Source organism: Ruegeria sp. E5 (genome assembly GCF_056534105.1).
In genome coordinates this window covers 780,948-807,377 of record NZ_JBQFPA010000001.1, presented here as the reverse complement: position 1 = coordinate 807,377, position 26,430 = coordinate 780,948, and the positions used below count along the sequence as shown (strand labels likewise).

Sequence of the window (26,430 nt, the reverse complement as noted above, 5' to 3'; positions counted from 1 at the left end):
CGGCCCTTTCTGCTGTTCAATCGGACAGGGCTAAGCCAACTCTGTCCGATCATGTGCGCTGGCCGCATCTGATTTTCGGCCGTCACAAGTCATAGGCAAATGGAAGATATTGAAAACACCAGCCCACCGTCACTCGATCAGATCCTCTCGCTGGAAAAACAGGTATGGACTGCGCTGGTTGAAGGCAATGCACAGGCCGACCGGGCGCTGCTGAGCCCCGATTTTCTGGGCGTGTATCCAACGGGTTTTGCCAATCGCGACGATCATGTTGGCCAGTTCGCCGATTCGCCTACGATGGCGCAATATGAACTCAGCGATACCAGGTTGCGCGTCTTATCGGCGGATGTGGTTTTGCTCTCATACAGGGCAGATTATCTACGCCCCGAAGCACAGGAATGGGAGGCGATGCTGATCTCATCCCTATGGGAGCGGCGTCACGATGTCTGGATCAACAGTTTCAGCCAGGACACGCCACTGGAACGGTCATGAGCCAGCCTCTTGTTATCAACCGCTTGCCGCGCGCTTTTCATACCGATCTGGGTGACGAAACACGCGCGGCGCTGCCCGATTTGACTGCCGAGCAGGGGGAGTTGATCGCGGGAACTGCGGGCTCTAGCCCCTACCTGAAAGGGTTGATTGACCAAGAAAGGAACTGGTTGCCACACGCGTTGCAGCAACCGGACCAGGCATTGTCGGAAGTGATGGACGCGGCGCGCGCGCTGCCGTCGGATCAGTTGAAACCCGGTTTGCGGCAAGCGAAGAGGCGCATGGCCTTGCTGACGGCGCTGGCCGATCTGGCGGGTGCGTGGCCGTTGGAAAAGGTAACTGCCGCGCTGACTGACTTTGGCGCATTGGCCGTAGATGTGGCAGCGAAGGCCGAAATTGCTGCGTTGATCCGGCGCGGCAAGCTGCCGGGTATGACCGAGAATGATGTCGAAACCGCAGCTGGTATGGTCATTCTGGCGATGGGCAAAATGGGCGCATATGAGCTGAATTATAGCTCGGATATCGATCTGATCGTGCTGTTCGACGAAACCCGTTTCGATCCCGATGATTTCTATGAAGCCCGTCAGGGAATGGTGCGCGCCACGCGGAATTTCTGTGCCACGCTCAGCGACAAGACGGCGGATGGGTATGTATTCCGCACCGATCTGCGACTGCGCCCGGACCCGGCAGTCACACCCGTGTGTCTGGCGATGGAAGCGGCTGAGCGCTACTATGAAAGCCTTGGGCGCACGTGGGAACGTGCGGCCTATATCAAGGCACGCCCCTGCGCCGGGGACATCGCGGCAGGTCAGAGATTCCTTGATGCATTGCGCCCGTTCGTCTGGCGGCGGCATCTGGATTTTGCCGCCATTCAAGACGCTCATGACATGCGACTGCGTATACGCGAGAACAAGGGAACGGGCGGAAGCCTCTCGATTCCCGGCCACGATATGAAGCTGGGGCAGGGCGGTATTCGAGAGATCGAGTTCTTCACCCAGACCCGCCAATTAATCGCGGGCGGACGTGATCCAGACCTTCGCGTCCGGGGCACCGTTCCCGGTCTGGCGGCGCTGGCCTCAAAAGGCTGGGTGCCCGAAGATGTCGCCGAGAAGCTGACCGATCATTACCGTGCCCACCGCGAGGTCGAGCATCGAATCCAGATGGTGCATGACGCGCAGACCCATAAGGTGCCAAATTCAGAGGACGGTTTCGAACGGGTCGCGTGCCTGATGGGGATCAGCAGCGCCGAATTGACCGCCGAACTGACCCGCCGCCTGACCGAAGTGCACGAACTGACCGAAGGGTTCTTCGCCCCTGGACCAGGCGCGGCACCCGTGCCGCTTCAGGAGGTTGAGTTTGACAAGGGTGTGCTGGCCCGCTGGCCGACTTACCCGGCGCTTCGATCGCAGCGTGGTGCACGGATATTCGAGCGGCTCAGACCGGAACTTTTAGCGCGATTGGCTAAAACTGCGAAACCCGACGAAGCATTGCTGGCGCTGGATGGGTTTTTGGCAGGATTACCCGCTGGAGTGCAGCTGTTTTCCCTGTTCGAAGCGAACCCGCATCTGATTGATCTGCTGGTCGATATCGTTGGGACGTCACATGCGCTCGCCACCCATCTGTCGCGCAACGCCTCGGTTTTTGATGCGGTGATTGGTGGCAGTTTCTTCAGCGATTGGCCCGGGCAGGCGACCTTGCAGTCGGACTTGACGCAGGCCTTGGCAGAGGACAGCGACTATGAAACACAGCTCGATTTCGCACGTCGCTGGTGCAAGGAGTGGCACTTTCGCATCGGTGTGCATCATCTGCGCGGACTGATCGATGGGGCGCAGGCCGGGCAGCAATATGCCGAACTGGCGCAGGCCGTGATTGCGGCGGTTCTGCCCTGCGTTGTCGACCAGTTCTCCAAAAAGCATGGACCGGCGCCCGGGCGCGGCGCCGCGGTTTTGGGCATGGGGTCACTTGGGGCAGGGCGCATCAACTCGCAATCCGATCTGGACATGATTGTCATCTACGATCCTCAGGATCAGGACATGTCCGATGGCCCTCGCCCGCTGGCAACGCGGACATACTACGCTCGTTTCACCCAGGCTTTGATCACGGCGCTCAGCGCGCCAATGTCACAGGGACGGCTTTATGAGGTCGACATGCGTCTTCGCCCGTCGGGCAATCAGGGGCCGGTGGCTACAAGCTGGGCCAGCTTCACCAACTATCAGCAGAATGAGGCCTGGGTGTGGGAACACCTTGCTTTGACCCGCGCCCATGTGGTCGCAGGCGACGCCGGTCTGGCCGAGGATATCGAAAGCTTCCGCGCTGAATTCCTATCGCAAACGCGCGACCACCAGAAGGTGCTGAAAGAAGTCGCCGAGATGCGCGAAAGACTGGCCGCAGCCAAAGCACCAGCGGGCGTTTGGGACGCAAAGAATGGGCCGGGTCGCATGATGGATATCGAACTGATGGCAGAGACGGGCGCATTGCTGGCCGGATTGCCCCAGCGCGATGTACACTCGGGTCTGGACGGGGCGGTCGCTGTCGGGCTGCTGGATGTCGCGCAGGCGCAAACCCTGAAGGGTTGTTACGATTTATGCTGGTCGGTGCAATGTGCGGCGCGCCTGCTGTCGGGAAAGGTGATCGAGGCCGATAAGATCGGTGAAGGCGGTACGGCCTTTCTGTGCCGGGCGACCGGGTTCGATCAGGTCGAACAGCTGCAATCCGCGTTGCAAGACAATTACAGCACTGCGGCCTCGTTGATTGGCGCAGTTGTCGGAAGGGTTGAAGATGGCACGCAGTGATGATCCGAATGACCACAAAGGCCTGATCCGCGAGGCGTATCGCATTGAAGGCATCACCTTGCCCGAGTGTCGCAGCATCTTTCTGGATTGGGCGCTGAGCCTGCCCGGAGAGCTTGATCAAAATCAGGCCTTGACCAACCTACACGCAGTCTATTCGGAACAGGCTGCTGATCATCCGATGACGCAGGTCCTGACCGAGGGTTTGCAGGCGGCCCAAGCCCCCAAGCGTCGTGGCGGCTGGCGCAAGCGCAATCGTTAACGGGGCTTTCACCCCCGTGCATTCACGATTATGAGGGCGCCATGACACCCGTAGCTGACCGCCCCCGTATCCGTTTGAAACCCAAGGCCAATGCGCGTGGCCTGCGCCATGGGTTTCCCTGGGTCTATGCCAATGACATCGTCACCGACCGCCGGACTCGCAAGATCGGGCCGGGGTCCTTGGCTGTGCTGGAAGACGAGAAGCGCGCGCCAATCGCTCTGGTCGCAGTGAATCCGGTCTCGAAGATCATGTGCCGGGTATTGGATCGCGATATCGGCGCGCAGTTGGATGCGGACTGGTTTGAAACCCGTCTGCGCCGCGCGCTTGAGATGCGCGAGCGACTGTTCGATGCGCCTTACTATCGCCTGATCCATGCCGAGGCGGATGGGTTTCCCGGGGTGATCATCGACCGGTTCGGAGACGCCTGCGTGATCCAACCCAATGCAGCCTGGGCTGAGGCACATCTTGAATCTCTGACCGACGCGCTGGTCAAGGTGACCGGGGTCGACACAGTGCTGAAGAACGCCTCGGGGCGCGCGCGTGTGCTCGAGGGGTTGGACGACACCAATCTGACCTTGCGCGGCATCGCGCCCGATAAGCCTCTGCCGGTGCCAATGAATGGCGCAACCTACATGGCTGACCTGACTGGTGGACAGAAAACCGGCCTGTTCTATGACCAACGCCCCAGTCACGCGTTTGCCGCCAAGTTGGTTCACCCCGAGGCGCAGGTGCTGGATGTATTCAGCCACGTCGGAGGCTTTGGTCTGGCCATGCTGGCGGGCGGCGCAGCGCAGGCGTTGTCCGTTGACGGCTCGGCAGCGGCGCTCGAACTGGCGGCGAAGGGCGCTGAAGCCTCAGGATTTTCTGCCCGTTTCCAGACCCGACAAGGCGACGCCTTTGATATACTGACCAAACTCGGCGAAGAGGGCGCGTTGTTCGACGTCGTCATCTGTGATCCTCCGGCTTTTGCACCTTCGAAACAGGCGTTGGATGCAGGTTTGCGCGCCTATGAGCGTACCGCACGTCTGGCGGCTCCGCTGGTCAAACCGGGCGGGTATCTTGGCCTCTGCTCCTGTTCTCATGCCGCTGATCTGGGCCGCTTCCGCGATGCCTCATCCCGTGGGATCGGACGGGCAGGACGACAGGCCCAACTGATCCGAACTGGCTTTGCCGGGCCGGACCATCCACAATTGCCGCAGCTGGCAGAAAGCGGCTACCTCAAAGCCGTGTTTTACCGTCTGTGAAGGCGGTTCTTGATACCTGCGTCATCTATCCAACGGTGATGCGAGAGATGCTGTTGGGCGTTGCGAGGCTTGGTTATTTCACGCCCGTCTGGTCTGCACGTATCCTCGAAGAATGGGCCCGTGCCGCCCGCAAACTCGGCCCCGAGGGAGAGGCGCAGGCGCGCGCCGAAATCGCGCTGGTTCAGGCCCAATGGCCAAATGCCGAGCAACCCGCCAACCTCGGTGTTGAACAGCGCCTATGGTTGCCGGATGCCGCCGACATCCACGTTCTCGCAACGGCGGTCACAAGCTCAGCAGATGTCATTGTCACCGTCAATGCCAAGGACTTTCCCAAGAATATGTTGGCCGACGAAGGGCTTGAGCGGCGCGATCCGGACGGGCTGCTGCATGAACTCTGGCTGTCCGACCCCGAAGGCATGACGCAGGTTTCCAAAGCGGTCCTTGCTGAAGCCAACCGGCTATCCGGTGCTCAATGGACCTTGCGCAGCTTAATGAAAAAAGCCCGCCTGCCGCGCCTTGGCAAAGCCCTGAGTACTTAATTCGGGATCCCATTCATCTGGCCAAAAATATCTCGGGGAGCGCGAGGGGCTGGCCCCTCGCTCCTATCCTAAACTCCCACGCCCCACTTTTGTTCAAGTACTTCCAGAGCTGCGATCCGCTCATCCGTCTTTGGATGACTCATCAACCAAGCGGGCACAACGCCCGCGCGCTGCTGTGTCAGATCCTCAAGCTTGTGGAACAAAGACTTCTGTGGACCAATCCCGATCCCGGCTTTTGTCAAAAGCGCAGCCGCATATTCATCCGCCTCATATTCATCACTCCGCGACAGGCGGGAGGCCAGCAAATGAGTCAGCATATTTGCAATCCAGGCTCCAATGAACGGGATGAAGCGGTTCAATAGCATCATCAGCGCAGCACGCAGGGCGTTTTGACCCGAGAAATCAATCATCCGCCGCCGGGCGTGGCCAAGGGCGACATGGCCCAATTCATGCGCGATTACGCTTGCCATTTCTTCCGCTGATACTTCGCCGTTGCCAAATTTGCGATAAAAACCGCGAGTGATGAAAATACGCCCATCCGGCGCTGCCAGCCCGTTCACCGGATCGATCTCGTAGATGTAGACTGGGACCCGATCAATCTCCAAGGCTGCAGCCAGCCGGTCCGTCATGCGTTTTAGCGCAGGATCGGCCAGTTCGGTGGACTTCGCATCCAACTCACGATGCGTGCGCCAGACGGATATCCGGTACATCACAACGGCATAGGCTATGGCCAGCAGGATGGGTGTTAAGCGAAGCATGAGTTAGATATGGGCGGCCCGCCCCGAGGAGGCAAGCGGTAACTCGCCCTTCACGTCCGATCAGTTATGCGGCTAAATCCAGCCTTACCTGCCTGGCGAGGGCAGGTGCAGGTTCGAATGAAACTCGGCAAGGGACTGCTTGGTTAAGACCTCGCCCTTCGAAGCCTCAAAAAATGCGCGTTCAGCTTCCTTTTCTGCGACCAGAGCATCAACTCTCAGGTCCCTCACATCCGCGCGCAGAGCGTCGCGCGCCTCCTCGTAGGTTTCAGCATCGCGCAGCTCATCCTCAAGCGCACTCAGCTTGTCATCATAGTCCGGGTCCGCAGGATCAAGTGCGGCGATATCATCGGCGATGTCTTCGCTGCTGCGGCCATCGTAGTCGTCGTTCAGATCACGCAGTTCACGGCGCGCCTCATAGAGGTCACCGCGTAAGTCGAAATAGGTTTCCGCCGCCGCCTGGTAGGTCGCGATTTTGCCGACATTGCTGTTGGGTGAAGCGTTGCGGAACGCTGGGGCCGCTGCCTTAGACGCATTCAGGTTACGCAGCTTGTCCGAGCCATAGGGATCGGTGATCGCTGCAACAAGCGGGTCGCGATAATAGCGGTAGCGGTTCTTATTGCGATCGGAATATGGCTTGTCGTAGCGCAGTCGATAGTCGGTTTCATCATAGAACTTCTTATCATCCGAATAGCGGTAGCCGTCAGGATCGTAAGGCACCGGCTGGACCGTTGCCCAGTCCTTGTGCCGGTGGTTTGGCTGTGGCAGATCGAGATTGCCGTGGAACTCGCCCAGCGTCGCCTTGGTCAATGTACGCCCTTTCGAAGCGTCATAAAAGGCAGCCTCCGCATCTTGCAACGCGTCGCGGGTTTCGTATTTCAGATCCCTCAGATCAGCGCGCAGATCGTCGCGCGCCTCCTCATAGGTTTCAGCATCGCGCAGTTCATCCTCAAGCGCACTCAGCTTGTCATCGTAGTCCGGGTCCGCAGGATCAAGTGCGGCGATATCATCGGCGATGTCTTCGCTGCTGCGGCCATCGTAGTCTTCGTTCAGATCACGCAGTTCGCGACGGGTCTCATAGAGGTCACCGCGCAGGTCGTAATAGGTTTCCGCCGCCGCCTGATAGGTCGCGATTCTGCCGACATTGCTGTTGGGTGAAGCATTGCGGAACGCCGGGGCTGCTGCCTTAGACGCATTCAGGTTGCGCAGCTTGTCCGAGCCATCGGGATCGGTGATCGCTGCAACAAGCGGGTCGCGATAGCGACGCTTGCTGGGCTTCTTATTGTCATAGTGCTTGGATTTATAATCTGTGCGAGCAACAGGTCGCGGGGAATACTCAACCGGAGCCACCGACGCCTTGCGGTACGATTTCTTTACCCGGTTCGCGCTTGACTTGGTTTTTACCGGCGAACGCTTGCCAAATAGTTGCTCGACATCGCGTTTAAACTCTCTTCCAAAGCCCGCCAGTGTGGTCTTTTGTACCTTGCCGTTCCGTCCCTTAGCTTTAGCAGAGGTTTTGGCTGACCGGTGGTGTTTTGCCTTTTGCTTCTTGTTAAACCCGAAAGCCTTTTCCACGCGGTGCGTTTTGGAGTTGGCCTTGCCGGCATCTTTACCCGCGCTTTTGGAACCCTTAGCTCTGCCGGATTTTCCCTTTTCGCCACTTTTGTTGCCGTCGTTGCCTTTTCCGGACTTACCCTTGCCTTTGTTGCCATCGTTGCTTTTTCCAGAATTACCTTTGCCGCCGCCGCGGCCCTTTCCATTGCCATTATCATTCTTGGCATAAGCGGCGTCAGGGGAAAGTACCAATGTCGCGGTCGCACCCGATGCAATTGCGAACGCTGTAATGGTCAAAACAGATGTCAGGATATTTCGTAGTTTTGAAATGGTCATCTCAGCCCCCCAGCTTCAATCCCTTTGTCGTATATCACGAATTCGAGAGAGGCAGGGAATTTTGCCGAGATTGTTTCTTTGGTGGTTCTTTTGACGCGAATATCTCTGAAAAATGGGCCTATTGTTTCCGGTTTCTGAAAAAACAAGGACTCCGACGGTGACTATCGCGTCAGTTCCCGCATACCTTGTTCCAAACCCGCCAGCGTCATGGGTACCATGCGATCTTCGAATATCTCACGGATCATGCCGATCGAATGGGTATATTCCCAATACTTCTCTGGCACTGGATTGATCCACAGGTTCGATGTCCACTGTTCGCGTGCACGGCCCAGCCAGACTTGGCCAGATTCCTGATTCCAATGCTCATTTGCACCGCCGGGATAAGCGATCTCGTAGGGACTCATCGAGGCATCGCCGACAAAGATGCATTTGTAGTCCGGCCCGTATGTGCGCAAGACCTCGTGCGTCGGAGTTTGCTGATCCCAGCGGCGGCGATTGTCGCGCCAGACGCCTTCATAGAGGCAATTGTGGAAGTAGTAGTATTCCAGATGTTTGAATTCGGTTCGGGCCGCTGAGAACAGTTCTTCGACGACCTTGATATGCGGGTCCATCGATCCGCCCACGTCCAGAAACAAAAGCACTTTGACGGCGTTGTGTCGTTCGGGTCGGGTTTTGACATCCAGATAGCCGTGTTCAGCTGTTGCCTTGATCGTTCCGTCCAGATCAAGCTCTTCGGCAGCGCCTTCGCGGGCCCAGCGGCGAAGGCGCTTCAGAGCGACCTTGATGTTCCGGGTGCCCAGTTCAACAGTGTCATCTAAATTCTTGAATTCGCGCTTGTCCCAGACCTTTACGGCACGCTGATGGCGGCTTTCTTTCTGGCCGATGCGCACGCCTTCGGGGTTGTAGCCATAGGCGCCGAAAGGTGAGGTGCCCGCGGTGCCGATCCACTTGTTACCGCCCTGATGGCGACCCTGTTGGTCCTTGAGGCGCTCGCGTAGCGTCTCCATCAGCTTCTCAAAGCCACCAAGCGCCTCGATCTCGGCTTTTTCTTCATCCGACAGGTGCTTTTCGGCCATCTTTGCAAGCCACTCGGCAGGAATATCGACCGCCTCGAGTACTTGATCGAAACTGATTTCACCCAACCCTCCGAAACTGGCGGCAAAGGCACGGTCGAACTTGTCGATGTTGCGCTCGTCTTTCACCATCGAAACGCGGGCGAGATAGTAAAACGCCTCGACATCGTATGTCGCCAAGCCCTTTTTCATCCCTTCCAGAAACGTCAGGTATTCGCGCAGAGATACGGGAATGCCAGCGTTTCGGAGGTTTTCGAAGAAGGGCAGGAACATCGTTCTATACCAGGCGGACAATGACCAGTGAAATCACCAGCCCGACCAACGCTAAGGCAATGCCGTAACCTGCAGCGTATTGAGCCATATCAGCACCGCTTCCGTTACGTTTGCGTGCTGTCAACGCGCCCAGAATCGCGCCCAGAATAGCCATGCCCAGAACCACTATCATGTGACGTTATCCACCCGTGCTTGTGGCGGCTGACTGCGCGATGTCTTGTGTGACCGAGCGCACCACCAAATCCGAGCCGAAGCCGTAACGTGCCCATCCGATACTGTCCAGCCGAACGCGACGTGCCTGATCTAGTTGACCGGACTGCCGCAGTGCCTCGGATTTGAGCAGCAGCAGGGTGGCCAGAAGGGCGGCGTTCTCGGCCTTGGTCATGACATTGATTGCTTTGTTCAATTCGGGCAGGGCCTCGGTGCCCTGACCCTGTGCCAAAGCAAAGGCTGCGGTTTGTGCCGTGATATGAGCGCGCTGAATTTCCGTTCCCGGGGTGGCATTCAGGTATTTCAGGGCAATTTCATATTGCTGCTGCGCCGCCTCGGGGTCGTCGAATTGCCCCATGCGCCCCAGCAGATAATGCGGATAGGCGCGGCGGTGGTCGGTCCAGCCTTGCTGTTGTCCAATTCGCGCTGCCTCGTTCGCAGCGTTGACGCGTTTGGCCGTACCAGCGCCAGCCCCCAAGGCGCGTTGAACTGCGTTAATCCAGGCCCGAGGTGTCTCAGTAACCTGTTGTGGCGCAACCCGATCCCCTCTGGGGTTCAGCCGGCTGAGTACGCCGGGCAGAACCGCCGCCACCTGTTCACGTGTCATGCCATTTTGCAGCTCAGGCGCATAGGCTGCGCGCAGGATCAACATGTCGAATCCGGTCAGAACCGTGTGGAAATTGTCGTCGTTGAATACTGAATCGGTTAGGCGATAGAGGTCGTTCAGAGGTCCAAGTGCCTGAGCCAATTCTTCATGTAGGCAGTCCCGAATTTCCTGTGGGCTGGCATCGTAGGGGATGAATATCCCGATCCGTTCACGTTTTCGCAGTTCGGTCCAGTTGCTTTTACTTTTGCGCCTGTCACGGCGGTATTCTTCCAGACTTGAAGAGTTGGGCACGACGAAACAGGCGGCCTGCGGCAGGATGCGGCGGATCTGTTTCTGGCTTACAGCCTCGATCGTGATGTTCGCCTGACCCTCTGGAATCTGCCGGATGTCGATCTTCGCCTCACGTTGCAACCGGGTCAGTAGCCGGCTCAGGTCGGTCTGCATCGTTGGTGGCGGTGTCCCAGTCAGACGCACCGTGATGGGTCCATCAAACCGGGTGAAAACGGGCAACTCTGCGCCGCTCTCAAGTGCGAAATGCAGCGATAGGAAATCTGCGGCGATGTTCTTGTTTGAACGGGCAGGCGGGCTTGGACGAGCAGCGCCGAAGGATTTAGACGGCGGCAGCGAAGCTTCAGTCACCTGGGTACGAGTCGGCGTCTCGATCCGGTCGACCGTGGTGCAGGCAGACAGCGCCGCCAGAAGGAGAGTTGCGCCCAAAAGCCTCATGGTCGCTGATACTTCAGAAACGGCGACAACTTGCCGATGCGGTCATAGAGTTTGCGTGCGGTATGGTTGTTTTCCTGCGTCAGCCAATAGACTGAGGGGGCTTTCTGCCTGTCCGCTTCTTCATAGACGGCCTCAATCAGGGCGCGCCCAACTCCGGTGCCTCTCGCTTCTGGGCGGGCATAGAGATCCTGCAGATAGCAGACACTTTCTTCCTTCCAGGCGTGGCGATGAAACAGGTAGTGGGTCAGTCCAAGCAGTTGCCCATCCAAATCCGCGACAATACAGGAAAAGTCATTCGGATCATCACCTAAGAGCCGCGCAAAGGTGCTTTGGAAAGTCGAATCCGGCACTTTGGTTTCATAAAATGCCAGGTAGTCACGCCACATTTCGGCCCATTGATCCCGGTCTTCTGGTCGCAAGGGACGAATTGTGAGGGCGTTAGTCATTTTATTATTTCCTGCTCTGGAGGCCCGATTGGCGCGGGGTCTTTCGTTGATGTAATGCTGACACCCGACCGTACCGATGACAAGCTGTGATCACCGCTTGCTACGTGCCATAAAGGCCAGCCGTTCAAACAGGTGTACGTCCTGCTCATTTTTTAGAAGCGCACCATGTAGCTTGGGCAGTGCATTCACACCGTCGCGTTTAAGGTCCTCAGCGCTCAAGTCCTCAGCCAAGAGCAGTTTCAGCCAGTCCAGCACTTCCGAGGTCGAGGGCTTTTTCTTCAAACCCTGCGTTTCGCGGATTTCGTAGAACTGGGTCAGCGCGGTGGTTAGCAGCGCATCTTTGATGCCGGGGTGATGGACTTCGACGATACGGCGCATCGTGGCTTCGTCTGGAAAGCGGATGTAGTGAAAGAAGCAGCGGCGCAGGAATGCGTCAGGTAGCTCCTTTTCGTTGTTCGACGTGATTATGACGATAGGGCGGTTCTTGGCACGGATCGTCTCGCCGGTCTCGTAGACGTGGAACTCCATCTTATCGAGTTCTTGCAATAGATCGTTGGGGAATTCGATATCAGCCTTGTCGATCTCGTCGATCAGTAGCACGACCTTTTCATCCGCATCGAATGCCTGCCATAGCTTCCCCTTGCGAATGTAGTTCGAAACATCATGCACGCGCTCATCACCTAGCTGACTGTCACGTAGACGGCTGACCGCATCGTATTCATACAACCCCTGCTGCGCGCGCGTTGTGGATTTCACATTCCACTCAATCATCGTCAACCCCAGCGCGCCTGCGACCTGTTTCGCCAGCTCGGTTTTGCCGGTTCCGGGTTCGCCCTTGACAAGCAGCGGGCGTTCCAGCGTGACGGCCGCGTTCACGGCAATGTTCAGATCGTCGGTGGCAACATATTCTGCGGTGCCTTGAAAACGTGCGGTCATGGGACCCCTCATGTGGTTTCCGCGGAATGCGGGCTGGGTTTGCTCTGCTCGGGTTACAGAGAGGCAAGGTTATTTACAAGCCGGGCCGCAGCGTCGCGAAAGGATGGAATGGGCTGTAAGTCCAATCTGTATTGGGCGATTCGTTCGGGGCGGGGTATCGCAGGGGTTGAAGCTGCCTGAAAAACGCCTTGCGAGAACCACAGAAAAACAAGGTTTTGTTGTTACAAGTCTCAATATTAGAGCAGTCGGAGTGACGCGGCGGCGAGGCATACGTTTGTGTAGTGACAATCTCTGCCCCGTCGGATAAACGCTCCGCAGAAGGGGGTGCCGAATGTCAGGTAATACAATCGCAACCGACGTTTCAGGCCATACCGAGGGAGCAAATATGAAGCAGGAAGTTTTTCTGCCGGAAGATTACCGTCCGGCTGAAGATGAACCTTTCATGAATGATCGCCAGCTTGAGTATTTTCGCCGCAAGCTGATGGATTGGAAGACAGAACTACTCGCAGGCAGCCGTGATACGATCGAAGGTCTGCAGGACAACACCCGAAACATTCCCGATGTCGCTGACCGCGCAAGCGAAGAGACCGACCGTGCGCTGGAACTGCGCACCCGAGATCGTCAGCGTAAGCTGGTGGCAAAAATCGACTCGGCCCTGCGCCGGATCGAAGAAGGGGAGTATGGATATTGCGAGAAGACCGGTGATCCGATCTCGCTCAAGCGCCTAGATGCGCGTCCTATCGCGACTATGACGCTTGAGGCGCAAGAGCGTCACGAGCGCCGCGAAAAGGTCCACCGCGACGATTGATCGCTGGGAAATTGCAACAAAACAACTGCGCCGGGGCCTGTCGCCTCGGCGTTTTTGCGTTATGGCAGGTCCATGAATATCAATGGTCTGAATTTCTGCGTCATTGGCGGCGGCATTGGGGGCATGGCCGCGGCACTCGCACTGCGAAGTCAGGGTGCTCAGGTGACGGTTCTGGAGCAGGCCCCAGAACTGACCGAAGTTGGTGCTGGATTGCAAATCAGTGCGAACGGGATGGCGGTACTGCGTGCGCTAGGCGTAGCTGGTAAGGTGCCTGAGGCCGGACAAAACTCGGGTGGGACCGTTTTGCGCGATTACCGTAATGGGCGCGTGATCAGTCGGGTCCCGGTCCCTGCCGCTGGGTCGACTTACTATTATCACCGGGCAGATCTGCTGGACCTGTTGCACAAAGCCGCCTTGCGCTCTGGGGTGGATATTCGGCTGGATGCACCTGTCGCCACGGTTCATAAACACTCAAGCGAAGCCGAGATCGTTCTGGAAAGCGGCGAAAGGCTGCGTGCGGAATGCGCGATCGCTGCAGACGGTGGGCGCAGCACTATCCGCCCGATCTTGAATGGCCCCGAGGTCCCGGTTTTCACCCATCAGGTTGCCTGGCGAGCAACGATCCCCTGGACCCAGCGAGAAGAACTGCCATGCGCGTCCTTGACGATGGGGCCAGGCCGGCACGTGGTAACCTACCCGCTGCGCGATCAACGCCTCGTGAACATCGTGGCCATAGAAGAGCGTTCCGACTGGAAAGAGGAAGGCTGGCGACGTCAGGGTGATCCCGACGACCTGCGAACCCGGTTCGCCGATTTTGGCGGACCGGTTGGTGACATATTGTCAAAGATTGACGAGGTTCACCTTTGGGCGCTGTTTCTGCGCCCCGTGGCCCAAATCTGGCAGAATGGGCGATTGGCCTTGCTTGGGGATGCTGCGCACCCGACGTTGCCTTTTATGGCCCAAGGAGCTTGCCTAGCACTGGAAGATGCCTGGGTCCTGACACGCGCGTTCCAGGACAACTCAGGCGTCGCCCGCGCATTGGCTACCTATGAAGCCACTCGACGACCGCGTGCCAGGCAAGTGGTTGGCGCCGCAGGCGCAAATGCGCGTAATTTCCATCTTCGTGGGCCAATGAGGCTGGCCGCACAGGCCGCCTTAATGGCGGTTGGTCCACGCTTGGCACGGCGCTACGAGTGGATCTATAGCTACGACGCGACCGCGTAAGCGTTCACAGGTCGAGATCAACCCAGACCGGCACATGGTCCGAAGGTTTTTCGTGCCCCCTCACTTCGGCATCGATCCTGCAATCACGCATCAAATCTGCAGCTTGCGGCGTCAGAAGAAAGTGATCGATGCGAATCCCGTCGTTTCTGTTCCACGCGCCGGCTTGATAATCCCAGAATGAGTAATGACCAGGGCCTTGCGTTCGCGCGCGAAAGGCTTCAGTGAAGCCCAGATTCAATACCTTGCGGAATGCAGCGCGACTTTCGGGTCGAAAAAGCGCATCCTCGCGCCAGGCGTCGGGGCGCTTGGCATCTTCGGCCTGCGGAATAATATTGTAATCCCCGGCCATCAACGCGGGTTCCTCTGATGCCATCAAATCGCGGGCACGATCATAGAGGCGCTCCATCCACTCAAGCTTGTAGTCATATTTCGGCCCCGGCACCGGATTGCCATTTGGCAGATACAATCCGCAGAGGCGCAGTGCTCTCTTTCCTATGACAGTAGCTTCGATCCAGCGCGCCTGCTCATCACTTTCATCACCGGGCAACCCACGGGAGACATCCTCAAGCGGCAATTTCGAAAGGATTGCAACGCCGTTGAAGCTCTTTTGCCCGTGGGTTTCAACGTTATATCCGCGCTCCTCGAAAATCTCGCGGGGGAAATTCTCATCAATAGATTTGATTTCCTGCAGCAACACAACATCGGGCTGCGCCTCATCCAACCAGCGAGGTAACGCCTCGGCCCGTGCCTTGATACCGTTGATGTTGAATGTGGCGATTTTCATGCGTGATCCTCCGGTGCCATTGGCAACCTATCGCGCAGAATACACGCAACGGCAAGTTGCCGAACAAGTAAGCGAGGCTCTGCCTCGCGCTCCGAGGTATTTTGGGCCAGATGAAGAAACGGATTCTTAACCATATTCGTCAAAACTGAGTATGCGGTACAGGCGGAGGCGCCGATGACCGCGCCAGGTGAAGTTCTCTGACTTTGACTGTCAGAGAGCGGATCCCTCTTCATCTGGCTAAAAATACCTTGGGGGTGTGGGGGCAAAGCCCCCACCGGAGCTACATCGAGAACGATGTGCCGCAGCCGCAGGAAGACGTGGCGTTGGGGTTCTCAATCACGAAGCGCGCGCCGATGAGTTCCTGTGTGAAATCAATTACCGCGTTCTCCAGAAACGGCAGAGAGATCGAGTCGACGATGACCTTTTGGCCTTTGCCCTCTAGCACCAAATCGTCCTCTTTCGGCACATCCAGGGCGATCTCATATTGAAATCCGGAACATCCGCCACCCTCCACAGCGACACGCAGGGCCTGGCCCTGATCTGCGGCACCGATTTCGGCCAGGCGTTCAAAGGCGCGTTCTGTGACTGTTGGGGGCAGATTCATGCCGGTCTCCAAAGGTTTATTTCCTTAGCATCGTACAATATATGGAACCTGACGACAGGCGACAAGGACAAGACCTTTGGACAGAGCGGGTTTTGCCTCGGACCCAGGCCGCGCAAGGGGGCGGCTTGTACCTGAGGAGGAAAGCAGTTTTCGGTCATGCTTTCAGCGCGACCGTGACAGGATAATTCATGCCAGCGCGTTTAGGCGCCTCAAACACAAAACCCAAGTGTTTGTTGAGCATGAGGGTGACAGTTATCGAACCCGCCTGACGCATTCCATAGAAGTGGCTCAGGTGGCCCGAACGATTGCCGGGGCCTTAGGCCTGAACGGCGAATTGACCGAAGCGGTCGCGTTGGCGCATGACCTCGGGCATACACCGTTTGGTCACACGGGCGAGGACGCTCTGCATGCGTTGATGGAGTCATATGGTGGCTTCGATCACAACGCGCAGGCCATTCGGATCGTAACCAAACTTGAGCGTCACTACGCCGAGTTCGATGGGTGCAACCTGACCTGGGAATGTCTGGAAGGGATAGCCAAGCACAACGGGCCGGTCACTGGTGCATTGCCTTGGGCATTGGCCGAGTGTAATCGGGGCTTTGACCTCGAACTTCACACCCATGCGAGCGCCGAGGCGCAGGTCGCGGCGTTGTCAGACGACATTGCCTACAACAACCACGATCTGTTTGACGGATTGCGGGCGGGATTGTTCAGAGATGAAGACATTCAGCAGCTTCCCATAATTGATGCCTGTTTCGCCGAAGTGGATGCCAAATTTCCGGGTCTTGACCCTTATCGCCGTCGGCACGAGGCGCTCAGACGGGTATTTGGCGTCATGGTTTCGGATGTTATCGACACCTCACGCGCGTTGATAGCGGTCTCGGGGGCGCAGTCGGTCGAGGATATCCGCCATCTGGGTTATCCGGTCATTCAATTCTCGGATGATCTTTGGGCGAATCTCAAACAGATCCGCGCCTTCCTGTTTTCGCGCATGTATCGCGCACCGAGCGTGATGGAAGTGCGCGCCAGTGTCAGCAAGGTGGTTGAGGAACTGTTTCCGATTTACCTGTCCGACCCGAAACAGATGCCCGGGCACTGGCATGTCGATATCGAGACGGCAAAGGATGAGACCGCGCTGGCCCGCATCGTCTCGGATTATATCGCGGGCATGACCGACAGGTTTGCGCTGCAAGACCATGCCCGGCTTACCGGAGATCACTCGATCGCAATATAGGCGATGGCCCAGACCTGTTGGCTGGCTTGTGTTTGAGCCAGTTCAGCATCATTCGTGGGCGGGAAAACGATCATCGTGGGGCCGTAACTACCAATGCCCATCGGCACGCCATCCGCGTGGGTGGCCACGATGGGTTGATGTGTCTCGATGCTTTCCCATGGGATTTCAGCCTGATAGCCATCCATAGCCATGGGCAGGGCGGATTTGCGCCTGGCACCTGCCATCGTCATTACGTCAGACAACAGCGGGCCAGCGAAGGTATAGTCGCGCTGGTTCTCTGGCGGGCCGTAGGGGATGGTGATTTCGATCTGTTCCAACCCGTCCAGCATAGCCGCGTCAAAGCCTGCTGCACCGGTATGGGTGACTTCGAGAAAACCCAACAATCCGCCGTCATTCTCGCCGCGCGCGGGCAGGTTGGTTTCGGTGACGGCGCCACCGAGCGTCAGCAGCACGTGGCCTTGAGGTGAGGGCATCTCGGCCCATGTGGGCAAGGCGGTGGTCAGCAACAAGGCGATCGGCAGGGTAAGGCGCATTCAGGGGCTCCGGTCACGGTTTTCCCCGACCTTAGCCCTGATAGCGGTTAATCCAAGCGCAAAATTTAGGCGTCCATTGACCTTGGCGCTTTGCGTGGTAAACCCCGCGGCAAGCAAAAGGACATCCGAAATGAACCTGTTTTCCGAGATCCGCGGCCTGGTACTGGACGCGCTGGCGCAGATGCAGTCCGAAGGCGCGCTGCCTGAGGGGCTGAGCTTTGACAACGTGGCAGTTGAGCCTCCGCGCGATGCGGCGCATGGCGATATGGCGACCAATGCGGCGATGGTACTGGCGAAACCGGCGAAGATGAAGCCGCGGGACATTGCGGATGTGCTTGCGGGCAAGCTGTCTGCAGACAACCGGATCACCAGCGCCGAGGTGGCGGGCCCGGGTTTTCTAAACCTGCGGCTTGCGTCTTCGGTTTGGCAGGGAGTGTTGGCTGCGGTGCTGGAAAAGGGCACCGATTATGGCCGTTCGACCATGGGACATGGTCAGAAGGTGAACGTGGAGTATGTCTCGGCCAACCCGACCGGCCCGCTGCATGTGGGCCACACGCGGGGGGCTGTGTTCGGTGATGCGCTGGCAAGCTTGCTGGCCTATTCGGGCCATGAGGTGACCCGCGAATACTACATCAACGATGGCGGCGCGCAGGTGGATGTGCTGGCGCGGTCGGCATATGAACGGTATCGCGAGGCTAACGGGCTGAGCCCTGAGATCGCAGAAGGTCTCTATCCCGGCGATTACCTGATCCCGATCGGTCAGGCGCTGAAAGAGAAATACGGCGACAGCCTGATCGACAAGCCAGAAAGCGTATGGCTGGAAGAGCTGCGCGAATTCTCAACCGACGCTATGATGGACCTGATCCGCGCCGACCTGAAGGCGCTGGGTGTTGAGATGGATGTGTTCTTCTCAGAGAAGTCGCTCTACGGCACAGGGCGGATCGAGGCTGCGCTTCAGTCGCTAACCGACAAGGGCCTGATCTACGAAGGCGTTCTTGAGCCGCCCAAGGGTAAGAAACCCGAGGATTGGGAACCGCGCGAGCAGACCTTGTTCAAGTCGATCGAACACGGGGATGACGTCGACCGCCCGGTCAAGAAATCGGACGGCAGCTGGACCTATTTCGCCCCGGATATCGCTTATCATTATGACAAGGTGAGCCGTGGGTTTGACGCGCTAATCGATGTGTTCGGTGCGGACCATGGCGGCTATGTCAAACGGATGAAGGCGGCCGTTTCGGCCCTTTCCGATGGTAAGGTGCCGCTGGATATCAAGCTTACCCAATTGGTGAAGCTGTGGAAGAATGGCGAGCCATTCAAGATGTCCAAGCGGGCAGGGAACTTTGTCACGTTGCGCGATGTAGTCGATCAGGTCGGGCCTGATGTAACCCGTTTCGTGATGCTGACCCGCAAGAACGACGCACCGCTGGATTTCGATTTCGACAAGGTGTTGGAACAAAGCCGCGAAAACCCGGTGTTCTACGTCCAATACGCCCATGCCCGCGTCATGAGTGTGCTGCGCCGCGCCGCTGAGGCCGGGATTTCTGCCGATGATGCTACGCTATCAGGGGCAGATCTGGGCAAGATCGACCACGCCTCTGAGCTGACCGTTGCCAAGAAGCTGGCAGAATGGCCACGTCTGGTTGAAATCGCCGCTCGCACAAATGAACCGCACCGGGTTGCCTTCTATCTCTATGAATTGGCAGGAGATTTCCACGCGCTGTGGAACAAGGGCAATGACGAAACCCAGTTGCGTTTCATTCAGGATGGCGATGTTGCCACAAGCCAATCGAAAATCGCACTGGCCCGGGCTGTTTCTGTTGTGATTTCAGCGGGCTTGGGTATTCTTGGCGTTACCCCGGCGCAGGAGATGCGATAACAAATATCGCCCGAACCGCCGGTCTGAGGCAGACAAGAAATGACCCGCGCGCCACTATTTGCGGCGCAATCGGGCGGTGAGGCGGAAATGGCACGTTACGATTACTCGGGGCAGCATAGCCCCGAGCAGATGCATTACTCGAATCAATCGCATCCTGAAGATGCGTATGATTATCCTGATGAAAGCTATAGCTATGATGACGCCCCGCGCGCAGGCGCTGGGCTGGGCCGTATTGTCAACGTGCTTGGTGCGGTTGCGTCTTTGGCGCTGGTCGCCGGAGTCGGCGTTTGGGGCTACCAACTGATCATGCGCGACGTCAGCGGGGTACCGGTCGTGCGCGCCGCCGAAGGACCCATGCGCGTGCAGCCCGAAAATCCCGGCGGGACGCCTGCTGATCATCAGGGCCTAGCGGTGAATGCAGTTGCCGCTGTCGGGACTGCTGCACCGCCGGCAGATCGTCTGATCCTCGCACCGCGCCCCGTGTCTCTGACTGATGAAGACACGCCCATGACCGCGCTTGAGGCCACAAATGCAGTGCAAGTGATTGAGGAACCCGCCACTGATCAGGCGATCGTGAACGCTCTGGCCGAAGGGCTCGCCGCCGAACCTCTGCCTGAACAGACGCCTGAGCAGGGCGTGCAATTGGCTTCCCTGGTCACGCCCAAAGAAGAGCCCGCGATTGATCCGGCTGATTACGCAGCGCAACAGCCCGACCCTAAGATTGCTGCACTGCCTGGTGTGCGCCGGTCGCTGCGTCCGCATGTGCGTCCAGCCCGCGCTACGCCAAGTTCTATTTCGTCCAACAGCGCTACGGAAGCTGCGATCAATGCTGCAGTAAAGGCTGCTGTTGGTCTGGATGTTGATCCTGATACATTGACCAAAGGCACGCGACTTGCTCAGCTTGGGGCATACGAAAGCGCCGATGTGGCGCAGGCCGAATGGGCACGTTTGAATGGCCGATTTGGAGAATATATGGATGGAAAACAGCGTGTTATCCAGAAGACCTCAAGCGGAGGACGAACCTTCTATCGCCTGCGTGTCATGGGGTTTGATGATCTGAGCGACTCGCGCCAGTTTTGCGCGGCCCTAGTCGCGCAGGGTGCAGACTGTATCCCGGTCGCCGTCCGGTGAGATTTGGCGCGGTTATCACCGATGCCGAAGGGCTGCGCCTGACGCCGGATGAAAAAGCTTTGTTCAAAGAGATGAACCCGTTCGGGTTCATTCTGTTTGCCCGCAACATCGAATCCGCTGACCAGACCCGCGCCTTGTGCGAGGACTTCCGCGAGGCGGTTGGCCGAAATTGCCTAATCACAGTCGATCAGGAAGGTGGCCGCGTACAACGTCTGCGCGCACCTTTAGCCCGTGAATGGTTGCCCCCTTTGGATCATGTCGCGCATGCCGGAGATCAGGCCGAGCGCGCGATGTATCTGCGCTATCGTCTGATCGCGCATGAACTGCTGGAATTGGGCATCGACAGCAATTGTGCACCGATGGTCGATCTGGCCCGCGAGGGTACTCATGCGTTCCTGAAGAACCGCTGCTATGGGTCCGATCCCGAAAAAGTGTCCGCGATTGGTCGAGCCGTTGCCAACGGACACTTTGATGGCGGAGTGTTGCCGGTAGTAAAGCACATGCCCGGCCACGGTCTGTCGACGCTCGACAGTCATCACGAGTTGCCGCATGTGGATCTTTCTCTAAGTGCACTGGAAGCAGCAGATTTTGCACCATTCCGCGCGCTGAACGACTTGCCGATGGGGATGACGGCGCATTTGGTTTATGACCAGATCGATCCAAGGCCCGCGACGATTTCTGCTGGAATGATGACGTTGATTAGGGGGCGCATCGGTTTCGACGGTCTGATTATGACCGACGATATCACGATGAAAGCCCTGAACGGCGCGCCCGCCGACTTGGCCCGAAAGGCACTGGACGCTGGATGCGATGTTGCTTTGCACTGCAACGGGGCCTTTGAAGAACGCGCGCAGGTGCTCGAAGCCGCTGGTGAGATGTCGGATGCGGCACAAGCCCGCGCAGATCGGGCGCTGGCCCGGAGACAACCGCCACAGGAACTTGACATCCAAGCCGCCGAGGCGGAACTATCTGCCCTAATGGGCGGGCAGGTATATGCAGGATAACCTTTTCAGCGAAGACCCGGTCTCGGTTGCCGATCGGCTGGCCGCCGAGGCTTTGATTGTGGACGTCGACGGGTTTGAGGGTCCGCTCGATGTGCTTTTGACACTTTCGCGTACGCAAAAAGTTGACTTGCGCAAAATCTCGGTTCTGGCGTTGGCGCAACAGTATCTGACCTTTGTCGAAAAAGCGCGTCAGTTGAGGATCGAACTGGCCGCCGACTATCTGGTGATGGCCGCTTGGCTAGCTTTCCTCAAATCCCGCTTGCTGCTGCCCCCGGACCCGGATGATGAAGGCCCCTCGGGCGAGGAACTCGCCGCGCACCTCGCATTCCAATTGGAGCGTCTGCAGGCCATGCGCGATGCCGCTGCGCGCCTGATGGCGCGTGATCAATTGGGCCGCGATTTTTTCAAACGCGGGCAGGGTGAGGATGTTACGCGTATCCGCACCGTGACCTATTCCGCCACACTGCTGGACCTGATGCAGGGCTATGCGCGTATCCGCACGCGCGACGAGTTCCGCCCCTTTGTCATGGACCGCGACGCCGTTTTCACCATGGAACAAGCGCTTGAGCGGATGCGACCCCTAATTGGCTTTGCCGGTGCGTGGACGGATATGGAGACCTACCTGCCCGAAGGCTGGGATGCTGATCCGGTTCGGCGACGCTCTGCCACGGCTGCAACCTTCGCAGCCTCGCTTGAGCTGGTGAAAGAAGGACATATGGAGATCAAGCAAAGCGAGACCTTTGCGCCGATCCATCTGCGTAAGAGGACTGAGACACGTGACTGACGCCAACGAAGAGACAGGCACACTGTTCGAAGCGCCGCCCTTGGCGGAACAGGAACGTATGGTCGAGGCCGTGCTGTTTGCCAGCGCCGAGCCAGTGACGATTGGTGATCTTGAAGCGCGGATGCCCCATGGCAGCAATGCCGCGCAAGCCGTTGAATCGCTTCAGAAGCGGTACGAAGGGCGCGGGGTGCGTGTGGTGCGCGTTGGTGAGGCTTGGGCGATCCGCACAGCCCCCGATCTTGGCTTCCTGATGCAGAAGGAAACTGTCGAGACCCGCAAACTCAGCCGGGCGGCCATCGAAACGCTGGCGATCGTGGCTTATCACCAGCCCTGCACCCGCGCCGAGATTGAGGAAATCCGGGGCGTGTCCGTTTCGCGCGGCACCATTGATCAACTGCTTGAGATGGAGTGGATCCGACTGGGCCGCCGTCGCATGACACCAGGCCGTCCGGTGACATTCGTCGTAACGCCTGAGTTTCTGGATCATTTCGGGCTGGAAAACGCCCGTGACCTGCCGGGCCTGAAGGAGTTGCGCGCAGCCGGACTGTTGGAGAATCGCCCACCCCCTGGTGCTGTGCCGCTGGGCGAAGGGCAGGGTGATGACGAGGACGAAGATCAAACCGAGCTGTTCGAAGAAGATTGATCGGACAGCCCTTTTATTGCCGCAGATCCCGCCTATCATAGGGTGCAGGAAACGGAGTTGAGCCAATGAATGCCAATCGGATCATCGATATGATCGTGCGCCGGGTGATGCGTCGCCTGGTGAACCACGGTGTGGACAAGGGTATTGATATGGCCAGCAAGGTGGGCCGCAAACCGGGGCAGTCTGATGTTGAGAATGGCCCCGAGGCGGATCGCCAGATGCGCGATGCGACCAAGCGCCAAAATCAAAGCGCAAAGCAGATGCGGCAGGTGTCGCGTCAGATGCGTCGGTTCATGAAGTTCTGAAACTCAGCCCACAGCTTTGAAATGCTTGGACAGTTTCAGGCCTTGACCCTGATAGTTCGAGGCAATCCCAGCACCATATAGCTGTGTCGGCATTTCGGCCATCTTCTCATAAACCAGGCGCCCGACGACTTGTCCGTGTTCCAACACAAATGGCGCTTCGTGGCAGCGCACTTCCAGCACCCCGCGTGATCCGGCACCGCCTGCTTCGGCATGTCCAAAGCCCGGGTCAAAGAATCCGGCGTAATGTACCCGGAACTCGCCGACCATAGCGAGATATGGGGCCATTTCAGCAGCATACATTGGCGGGATATGCACCGCTTCGCGGCTGACGAGAATGTAAAACGCGCCGGGGTCGAGGATGATGCGACCATCCTTGGTATGCACCTCTTCCCAGTATTCCTGCGGGTCGTATTCGCCGATCCGATCCAGATCGATCACCCCGGTATGGGGCTTGGCACGATAGCCGACCAGATCGGTATCGGGCAGTTGCAGATCGACCGAAAACCCCAACCCGTCCTGAATGACGGCTGGCCCATCAACCAACGGCGTTTGACCATGCAACGCGTTCAGCTCGGCGTCGCTCAGTACTGCCTGACCTTTGCGGAAACGGATCTGATTCAGACGCATTCCGGGGCGCACCAGAACCGAGAACGATCGCGGGCAGATCTCGGCATAAAGCGGACCTGTGTAGCCTGCGGGAACCCGATCAAACTCGGTTCCGCCATCGGTGATCGTGCGCGTGAGCAAGTCGAGCCGCCCGGTCGAGCTTTTGGCATTGGCCACCGCACTGACGTCATCGGGCAGGGCGAGCGATTCCATCAGCGGCACCAGATAGACACAGCCCTTTTCCAGAACAGCGCCTTCAGTGATGTCGATGCGGTGCATCTCAAACTCGGCCAGCCGGTCTGCGACAGAACGCCCTTCGCCCGCCAGAAAGGACGCGCGCACCCGGTAAGCCACTGTTCCCAAACGTAGATCAAGGCTTGCCGGCTGCACCTGTGCAGGGATGATATCCGGGCTTGCGGCGATCTCACCGCGTGCAATCATCGCCTCAAGCTGTTGGTTTGGGCAAACACCTGTCATCTCGATCCCCTCTGCTGCCAGAGCGGGATCTGGCCTATGTGCCATAAACGTCGGTGTGATTTGGTCGGGCTAGCAGGACTCGAACCTGCGACCTTCCGTCCCCCAGACGGACGCGCTACCAGGCTGCGCCATAGCCCGACGTTGAGGTGTTCATAAAGACTTTCCCGGCGGGGGCAAGAGGAAATCATCGCCTTTTTTGCTATCCCGCCGTGTGGTGTTCGACGCGATCCAGCCACCTGCGCAGGTCCTTGGCGATGGGTGCAATCTGGTGCAACAGCTTATCGTCATACTCGTCACGATTCCATGCCAGCGAGGCAATACCACCCATCAGCGGCGCTGCATCCAGCTCAGCCGGTATCGGTTTGGGTTCGGGGGTTGCGACGGGTTTCGGAGCCTCTGGGGCAGGGGAATGGGCGGGTTCGCCCAAATCCATGTCGATCTGGTTTGCGGATGGTTCCGGCGCTGAAGCGAACGGAACCACAGTATCGTCGATGCTGGGTGCGGGCGCGTTTTCATCCAAATTGGGCGAAAGCGATGCAACATGCGCAACGCCCTGTTCCCGAAGGATACGCTGAACACCTTTGATGGTAATCCCGTCCTCGTGTAGCAGTTTCTTGATACCGCCCAGCAGACGCATATCATTGGGGCGATAATATCGCCGCCCACCGGCGCGTTTGACGGGTTTGACTTGGGTAAACCGGCTTTCCCAGAAACGCAGCACATGAGCCTGAACTCCGAGCCAGTCCGCAACTTCACTTATGGTGCGAAAGGCATCGGGGGACTTACTCATAACCTGGATGTCCTGAACTTACTTGCGGTTCCCTGCGGCGACGCGATCCTTCATCAGGTGCGACGGACGGAATGTCAGTACACGACGGGGCTGGATCGGAACCTCTTCACCGGTTTTAGGGTTGCGACCGATACGGGCGGTTTTGTCCCGAACGCTGAAGGTGCCGAATGACGAAATCTTAACCTGTTCGCCACGCACCAGCGCGTCAGACATGTGGTTCAGAACGCTTTCGACCAGCTGTGCGCTTTCATTGCGTGACAAGCCAACCTCACGAAAGACGGCCTCGCTCAGATCCATTCGGGTCAGTGTTTTGTCGCCCATGCTTTTTCCCCTGTTGATGTCTGAGCATATGGCTATGCAAAATTCGCTGTCAATATCAATGAATTGCAGGAGGCTCTGTAAGCCGGATTGTGCCGGTTACCAACGCAGTGCGACCGCCCCCCAGGCCAGACCGCCACCAATCGCCTCTGTAACGATCAGATCGCCGGTTTTGATTTGGCCGTTTTGCTTGCCCACCGACAGGGCCAGAGGGATGGAGGCTGCCGATGTGTTGCCATGGTCCTGAACGGTGACGACGACGTTATCCATCGGCAGGCCCATCTTCTTGGCGGTGCCCTGAATAATGCGGATATTGGCCTGATGCGGCACGATCCAGTCGACATCATCGCTGGACAAACCGGCTCGTTCCAGCGCGACTTCGGCAGTTCGGGCCAGTTTCTCGACCGCATGACGGAAGACCTGATTGCCCTGCATCCGCAAGTGGCCGGTGGATTGGGTCGAAACCCCGCCATCAACATAGAGAAGGTCTTTGTAGCGTCCGTCCGAATTCAAGTCGGTCGCAAGAATACCGCGATCATCCGAAGTGCCCTGACCCTCTTGCTCTTCCAGAACCAGTGCGCCCGCGCCATCGCCAAACAGCACGCAGGTCGACCGGTCGGTCCAGTCCATGATTCGTGAAAAGGTCTCGGCGCCGATCACCAGTACGCGCTTGGCCTGACCGGACAGGATCAGGGCGTTGGCGTTGCTGAGCGCAAAGACAAACCCTGCGCAGACCGCCTGTACATCGAAGGCAAAACCTTTGGTCATGCCCAACCGGGCCTGTACCATGGTTGCCGCCGAAGGAAAGGTCAAATCAGCTGTGGAGGTTGCCAGCACAATCGCGTCGATATCATCCGCCGTCAGTCCGGCATCAGCCAGTGCGGCTTCGGCCGCTTTGGTGGCCAGATCGGATGTGGTTTCGTCCTCGGCCGCGAAGTGTCGCCGCTCGATCCCGGACCGGGTGCGAATCCATTCGTCCGTCGTATCCAGCGTTTTCTCGAACTCAGAGTTCGGTACAACGCGCTCTGGCAAATAATGCCCGACACCTACAACAACTGAGCGGCCTGCCATGC

Annotated in this window: 28 protein-coding genes and 1 tRNA gene; 14 read left to right on the top strand and 15 right to left on the bottom strand. The window is 58.1% G+C overall.

The window, feature by feature from the left end; all coding sequences use genetic code 11:
• Positions 1 to 99: 99 nt before the first annotated feature.
• From ACR0BI_RS04110 to ACR0BI_RS04090, 5 genes are read left to right on the top strand one after another with little or no spacing between them, the layout of a single operon-like run.
• Complete coding sequence (locus ACR0BI_RS04110; protein WP_170663655.1) at positions 100 to 489, top strand: nuclear transport factor 2 family protein; 390 nt, start codon at positions 100 to 102, stop codon at positions 487 to 489.
• Positions 486 to 3,278, top strand: coding sequence for a [protein-PII] uridylyltransferase family protein (locus ACR0BI_RS04105; protein WP_480561382.1), 2,793 nt, complete (start codon positions 486 to 488; stop codon positions 3,276 to 3,278). Before ACR0BI_RS04110 ends, ACR0BI_RS04105 begins: the two co-directional genes overlap by 4 nt.
• On the top strand, positions 3,265 to 3,537 hold the full coding sequence (locus ACR0BI_RS04100; RefSeq protein WP_170396636.1) for a hypothetical protein: 273 nt from the start codon (positions 3,265 to 3,267) through the stop codon (positions 3,535 to 3,537). The genes ACR0BI_RS04105 and ACR0BI_RS04100 overlap by 14 nt, the downstream gene beginning before the upstream one ends.
• Positions 3,538 to 3,578: 41 nt before the next feature.
• A complete protein-coding gene (locus tag ACR0BI_RS04095) occupies positions 3,579 to 4,781 on the top strand; it encodes an RSP_2647 family RNA methyltransferase (RefSeq protein ID WP_480561383.1) in 1,203 nt (400 codons plus the stop codon).
• Positions 4,778 to 5,320, top strand: a complete 543-nt coding sequence (locus ACR0BI_RS04090; RefSeq protein WP_170566052.1) for an RSP_2648 family PIN domain-containing protein — start codon at positions 4,778 to 4,780, stop codon at positions 5,318 to 5,320. The genes ACR0BI_RS04095 and ACR0BI_RS04090 overlap by 4 nt, the downstream gene beginning before the upstream one ends.
• Before the next feature lie 68 nt (positions 5,321 to 5,388).
• Here ACR0BI_RS04090 and ACR0BI_RS04085 read toward each other — a convergent pair whose 3' ends face one another.
• The 7 genes from ACR0BI_RS04085 to ACR0BI_RS04055 form a co-directional block, all read right to left on the bottom strand.
• Positions 5,389 to 6,078, bottom strand: coding sequence for a M48 family metallopeptidase (locus ACR0BI_RS04085; protein ID WP_170396642.1), 690 nt, complete (start codon positions 6,076 to 6,078; stop codon positions 5,389 to 5,391).
• A gap of 84 nt (positions 6,079 to 6,162) precedes the next feature.
• On the bottom strand, positions 6,163 to 7,965 hold the full coding sequence (locus tag ACR0BI_RS04080) for a hypothetical protein (RefSeq protein WP_480561384.1): 1,803 nt from the start codon (positions 7,963 to 7,965) through the stop codon (positions 6,163 to 6,165).
• A 161-nt stretch (positions 7,966 to 8,126) separates the two neighbouring features.
• Positions 8,127 to 9,311 (bottom strand): vWA domain-containing protein, encoded by a 1,185-nt coding sequence (locus tag ACR0BI_RS04075; protein WP_480561385.1) that lies wholly within the window; start codon positions 9,309 to 9,311, stop codon positions 8,127 to 8,129.
• Positions 9,312 to 9,315: 4 nt separating this feature from the next.
• Positions 9,316 to 9,483, bottom strand: coding sequence for a hypothetical protein (locus ACR0BI_RS04070; protein ID WP_480561386.1), 168 nt, complete (start codon positions 9,481 to 9,483; stop codon positions 9,316 to 9,318).
• A 6-nt stretch (positions 9,484 to 9,489) separates the two neighbouring features.
• Positions 9,490 to 10,854, bottom strand: a complete 1,365-nt coding sequence (locus ACR0BI_RS04065) for a DUF2927 domain-containing protein (protein ID WP_480561387.1) — start codon at positions 10,852 to 10,854, stop codon at positions 9,490 to 9,492.
• Positions 10,851 to 11,300 carry a GNAT family N-acetyltransferase gene (locus ACR0BI_RS04060; RefSeq protein WP_170662787.1) on the bottom strand — a complete coding sequence of 150 codons (450 nt, stop codon included), beginning with the start codon at positions 11,298 to 11,300 and terminating at the stop codon, positions 10,851 to 10,853. Before ACR0BI_RS04060 ends, ACR0BI_RS04065 begins: the two co-directional genes overlap by 4 nt.
• 90 nt (positions 11,301 to 11,390) lie before the next feature.
• On the bottom strand, positions 11,391 to 12,236 hold the full coding sequence (locus tag ACR0BI_RS04055; RefSeq protein WP_170406386.1) for an AAA family ATPase: 846 nt from the start codon (positions 12,234 to 12,236) through the stop codon (positions 11,391 to 11,393).
• Between the two features lie 385 nt (positions 12,237 to 12,621).
• Between ACR0BI_RS04055 and dksA the strand changes: the two genes are divergently transcribed.
• Together dksA and ACR0BI_RS04045 are read left to right on the top strand one after the other, a co-directional pair.
• Positions 12,622 to 13,044: an RNA polymerase-binding protein DksA gene (gene dksA, locus ACR0BI_RS04050; protein ID WP_074736317.1), complete on the top strand. Its 423-nt coding sequence runs from the start codon at positions 12,622 to 12,624 to the stop codon at positions 13,042 to 13,044.
• A 72-nt stretch (positions 13,045 to 13,116) separates the two neighbouring features.
• Positions 13,117 to 14,268, top strand: a complete 1,152-nt coding sequence (locus tag ACR0BI_RS04045; protein WP_480561388.1) for an FAD-dependent monooxygenase — start codon at positions 13,117 to 13,119, stop codon at positions 14,266 to 14,268.
• Positions 14,269 to 14,272: 4 nt separating this feature from the next.
• On the opposite strand, the gene xth is transcribed toward ACR0BI_RS04045, so the two are convergent.
• Positions 14,273 to 15,052 carry an exodeoxyribonuclease III gene (gene xth, locus ACR0BI_RS04040; protein WP_170396657.1) on the bottom strand — a complete coding sequence of 260 codons (780 nt, stop codon included), beginning with the start codon at positions 15,050 to 15,052 and terminating at the stop codon, positions 14,273 to 14,275.
• 280 nt (positions 15,053 to 15,332) lie between these two features.
• Positions 15,333 to 15,656 (bottom strand): HesB/IscA family protein, encoded by a 324-nt coding sequence (locus ACR0BI_RS04035; RefSeq protein WP_170396659.1) that lies wholly within the window; start codon positions 15,654 to 15,656, stop codon positions 15,333 to 15,335.
• 76 nt (positions 15,657 to 15,732) lie between these two features.
• Here ACR0BI_RS04035 and ACR0BI_RS04030 point away from each other — a divergent pair, with 76 nt between their 5' ends.
• Positions 15,733 to 16,890, top strand: a complete 1,158-nt coding sequence (locus tag ACR0BI_RS04030; RefSeq protein WP_480561389.1) for a deoxyguanosinetriphosphate triphosphohydrolase — start codon at positions 15,733 to 15,735, stop codon at positions 16,888 to 16,890.
• On the opposite strand, the gene ACR0BI_RS04025 is transcribed toward ACR0BI_RS04030, so the two are convergent.
• Complete coding sequence (locus tag ACR0BI_RS04025; RefSeq protein WP_480561390.1) at positions 16,872 to 17,423, bottom strand: putative pterin-binding protein; 552 nt, start codon at positions 17,421 to 17,423, stop codon at positions 16,872 to 16,874. The two genes, ACR0BI_RS04030 and ACR0BI_RS04025, sit on opposite strands and share 19 nt — an antisense overlap.
• A 130-nt stretch (positions 17,424 to 17,553) precedes the next feature.
• Between ACR0BI_RS04025 and argS the strand changes: the two genes are divergently transcribed.
• From argS to ACR0BI_RS03995, 6 genes are all read left to right on the top strand, one after another.
• The gene (argS, locus tag ACR0BI_RS04020; protein ID WP_480561391.1) at positions 17,554 to 19,299 is read left to right on the top strand and encodes an arginine--tRNA ligase; all 1,746 of its coding nucleotides are present in this window, start codon (positions 17,554 to 17,556) and stop codon (positions 19,297 to 19,299) included.
• Between the two features lie 39 nt (positions 19,300 to 19,338).
• The gene (locus ACR0BI_RS04015) at positions 19,339 to 20,430 is read left to right on the top strand and encodes an SPOR domain-containing protein (protein WP_480561392.1); all 1,092 of its coding nucleotides are present in this window, start codon (positions 19,339 to 19,341) and stop codon (positions 20,428 to 20,430) included.
• On the top strand, positions 20,427 to 21,434 hold the full coding sequence (gene nagZ / locus ACR0BI_RS04010) for a beta-N-acetylhexosaminidase (protein ID WP_480561393.1): 1,008 nt from the start codon (positions 20,427 to 20,429) through the stop codon (positions 21,432 to 21,434). The genes ACR0BI_RS04015 and nagZ overlap by 4 nt, the downstream gene beginning before the upstream one ends.
• Positions 21,424 to 22,218, top strand: coding sequence for a segregation and condensation protein A (locus tag ACR0BI_RS04005; protein WP_170509855.1), 795 nt, complete (start codon positions 21,424 to 21,426; stop codon positions 22,216 to 22,218). Before nagZ ends, ACR0BI_RS04005 begins: the two co-directional genes overlap by 11 nt.
• Positions 22,211 to 22,861, top strand: a complete 651-nt coding sequence (gene scpB, locus ACR0BI_RS04000) for an SMC-Scp complex subunit ScpB (protein ID WP_170636219.1) — start codon at positions 22,211 to 22,213, stop codon at positions 22,859 to 22,861. Before ACR0BI_RS04005 ends, scpB begins: the two co-directional genes overlap by 8 nt.
• Positions 22,862 to 22,926: 65 nt before the next feature.
• On the top strand, positions 22,927 to 23,166 hold the full coding sequence (locus ACR0BI_RS03995; protein ID WP_170396673.1) for a hypothetical protein: 240 nt from the start codon (positions 22,927 to 22,929) through the stop codon (positions 23,164 to 23,166).
• A 3-nt stretch (positions 23,167 to 23,169) separates the two neighbouring features.
• Here ACR0BI_RS03995 and ACR0BI_RS03990 read toward each other — a convergent pair whose 3' ends face one another.
• The 5 genes from ACR0BI_RS03990 to ACR0BI_RS03970 all read right to left on the bottom strand — a co-directional run bounded on the left by ACR0BI_RS03990 (position 23,170) and on the right by ACR0BI_RS03970 (position 26,428).
• Entirely contained in the window at positions 23,170 to 24,249 is a 1,080-nt protein-coding gene (locus ACR0BI_RS03990) for a 2'-deoxycytidine 5'-triphosphate deaminase (protein ID WP_170662775.1), read from the bottom strand.
• A gap of 61 nt (positions 24,250 to 24,310) precedes the next feature.
• Positions 24,311 to 24,387, bottom strand: a tRNA-Pro gene (locus ACR0BI_RS03985).
• Positions 24,388 to 24,448: 61 nt separating this feature from the next.
• On the bottom strand, positions 24,449 to 25,039 hold the full coding sequence (locus ACR0BI_RS03980; RefSeq protein WP_480561394.1) for a MerR family transcriptional regulator: 591 nt from the start codon (positions 25,037 to 25,039) through the stop codon (positions 24,449 to 24,451).
• Positions 25,040 to 25,057: 18 nt separating this feature from the next.
• Positions 25,058 to 25,360, bottom strand: a complete 303-nt coding sequence (gene ihfA / locus ACR0BI_RS03975) for an integration host factor subunit alpha (protein ID WP_008755922.1) — start codon at positions 25,358 to 25,360, stop codon at positions 25,058 to 25,060.
• A gap of 96 nt (positions 25,361 to 25,456) precedes the next feature.
• Positions 25,457 to 26,428: a beta-ketoacyl-ACP synthase III gene (locus ACR0BI_RS03970; RefSeq protein WP_170406350.1), complete on the bottom strand. Its 972-nt coding sequence runs from the start codon at positions 26,426 to 26,428 to the stop codon at positions 25,457 to 25,459.
• Positions 26,429 to 26,430 lie beyond the last annotated feature (2 nt).

Excerpts from the sequence above, each read along its gene's own strand:
- ACR0BI_RS04110 (WP_170663655.1), top strand. The coding sequence starts at position 100 with ATGGAAGATATTGAAAACACCAGCCCACCGTCACTCGATCAGATCCTC.
- ACR0BI_RS04105 (WP_480561382.1), top strand. The coding sequence starts at position 486 with ATGAGCCAGCCTCTTGTTATCAACCGCTTGCCGCGCGCTTTTCATACC.
- ACR0BI_RS04100 (WP_170396636.1), top strand. The coding sequence starts at position 3,265 with ATGGCACGCAGTGATGATCCGAATGACCACAAAGGCCTGATCCGCGAG.
- ACR0BI_RS04095 (WP_480561383.1), top strand. The coding sequence starts at position 3,579 with ATGACACCCGTAGCTGACCGCCCCCGTATCCGTTTGAAACCCAAGGCC.
- ACR0BI_RS04085 (WP_170396642.1), bottom strand. The coding sequence starts at position 6,078 with ATGCTTCGCTTAACACCCATCCTGCTGGCCATAGCCTATGCCGTTGTG.
- ACR0BI_RS04080 (WP_480561384.1), bottom strand. The coding sequence starts at position 7,965 with ATGACCATTTCAAAACTACGAAATATCCTGACATCTGTTTTGACCATT.
- ACR0BI_RS04075 (WP_480561385.1), bottom strand. The coding sequence starts at position 9,311 with ATGTTCCTGCCCTTCTTCGAAAACCTCCGAAACGCTGGCATTCCCGTA.
- ACR0BI_RS04070 (WP_480561386.1), bottom strand. The coding sequence starts at position 9,483 with ATGATAGTGGTTCTGGGCATGGCTATTCTGGGCGCGATTCTGGGCGCG.
- ACR0BI_RS04065 (WP_480561387.1), bottom strand. The coding sequence starts at position 10,854 with ATGAGGCTTTTGGGCGCAACTCTCCTTCTGGCGGCGCTGTCTGCCTGC.
- ACR0BI_RS04060 (WP_170662787.1), bottom strand. The coding sequence starts at position 11,300 with ATGACTAACGCCCTCACAATTCGTCCCTTGCGACCAGAAGACCGGGAT.
- ACR0BI_RS04055 (WP_170406386.1), bottom strand. The coding sequence starts at position 12,236 with ATGACCGCACGTTTTCAAGGCACCGCAGAATATGTTGCCACCGACGAT.
- dksA (WP_074736317.1), top strand. The coding sequence starts at position 12,622 with ATGAAGCAGGAAGTTTTTCTGCCGGAAGATTACCGTCCGGCTGAAGAT.
- ACR0BI_RS04045 (WP_480561388.1), top strand. The coding sequence starts at position 13,117 with ATGAATATCAATGGTCTGAATTTCTGCGTCATTGGCGGCGGCATTGGG.
- xth (WP_170396657.1), bottom strand. The coding sequence starts at position 15,052 with ATGAAAATCGCCACATTCAACATCAACGGTATCAAGGCACGGGCCGAG.
- ACR0BI_RS04035 (WP_170396659.1), bottom strand. The coding sequence starts at position 15,656 with ATGAATCTGCCCCCAACAGTCACAGAACGCGCCTTTGAACGCCTGGCC.
- ACR0BI_RS04025 (WP_480561390.1), bottom strand. The coding sequence starts at position 17,423 with ATGCGCCTTACCCTGCCGATCGCCTTGTTGCTGACCACCGCCTTGCCC.
- argS (WP_480561391.1), top strand. The coding sequence starts at position 17,554 with ATGAACCTGTTTTCCGAGATCCGCGGCCTGGTACTGGACGCGCTGGCG.
- ACR0BI_RS04015 (WP_480561392.1), top strand. The coding sequence starts at position 19,339 with ATGACCCGCGCGCCACTATTTGCGGCGCAATCGGGCGGTGAGGCGGAA.
- ACR0BI_RS04005 (WP_170509855.1), top strand. The coding sequence starts at position 21,424 with ATGCAGGATAACCTTTTCAGCGAAGACCCGGTCTCGGTTGCCGATCGG.
- ACR0BI_RS03995 (WP_170396673.1), top strand. The coding sequence starts at position 22,927 with ATGAATGCCAATCGGATCATCGATATGATCGTGCGCCGGGTGATGCGT.
- ACR0BI_RS03990 (WP_170662775.1), bottom strand. The coding sequence starts at position 24,249 with ATGACAGGTGTTTGCCCAAACCAACAGCTTGAGGCGATGATTGCACGC.
- ACR0BI_RS03980 (WP_480561394.1), bottom strand. The coding sequence starts at position 25,039 with ATGAGTAAGTCCCCCGATGCCTTTCGCACCATAAGTGAAGTTGCGGAC.
- ihfA (WP_008755922.1), bottom strand. The coding sequence starts at position 25,360 with ATGGGCGACAAAACACTGACCCGAATGGATCTGAGCGAGGCCGTCTTT.
- ACR0BI_RS03970 (WP_170406350.1), bottom strand. The coding sequence starts at position 26,428 with ATGGCAGGCCGCTCAGTTGTTGTAGGTGTCGGGCATTATTTGCCAGAG.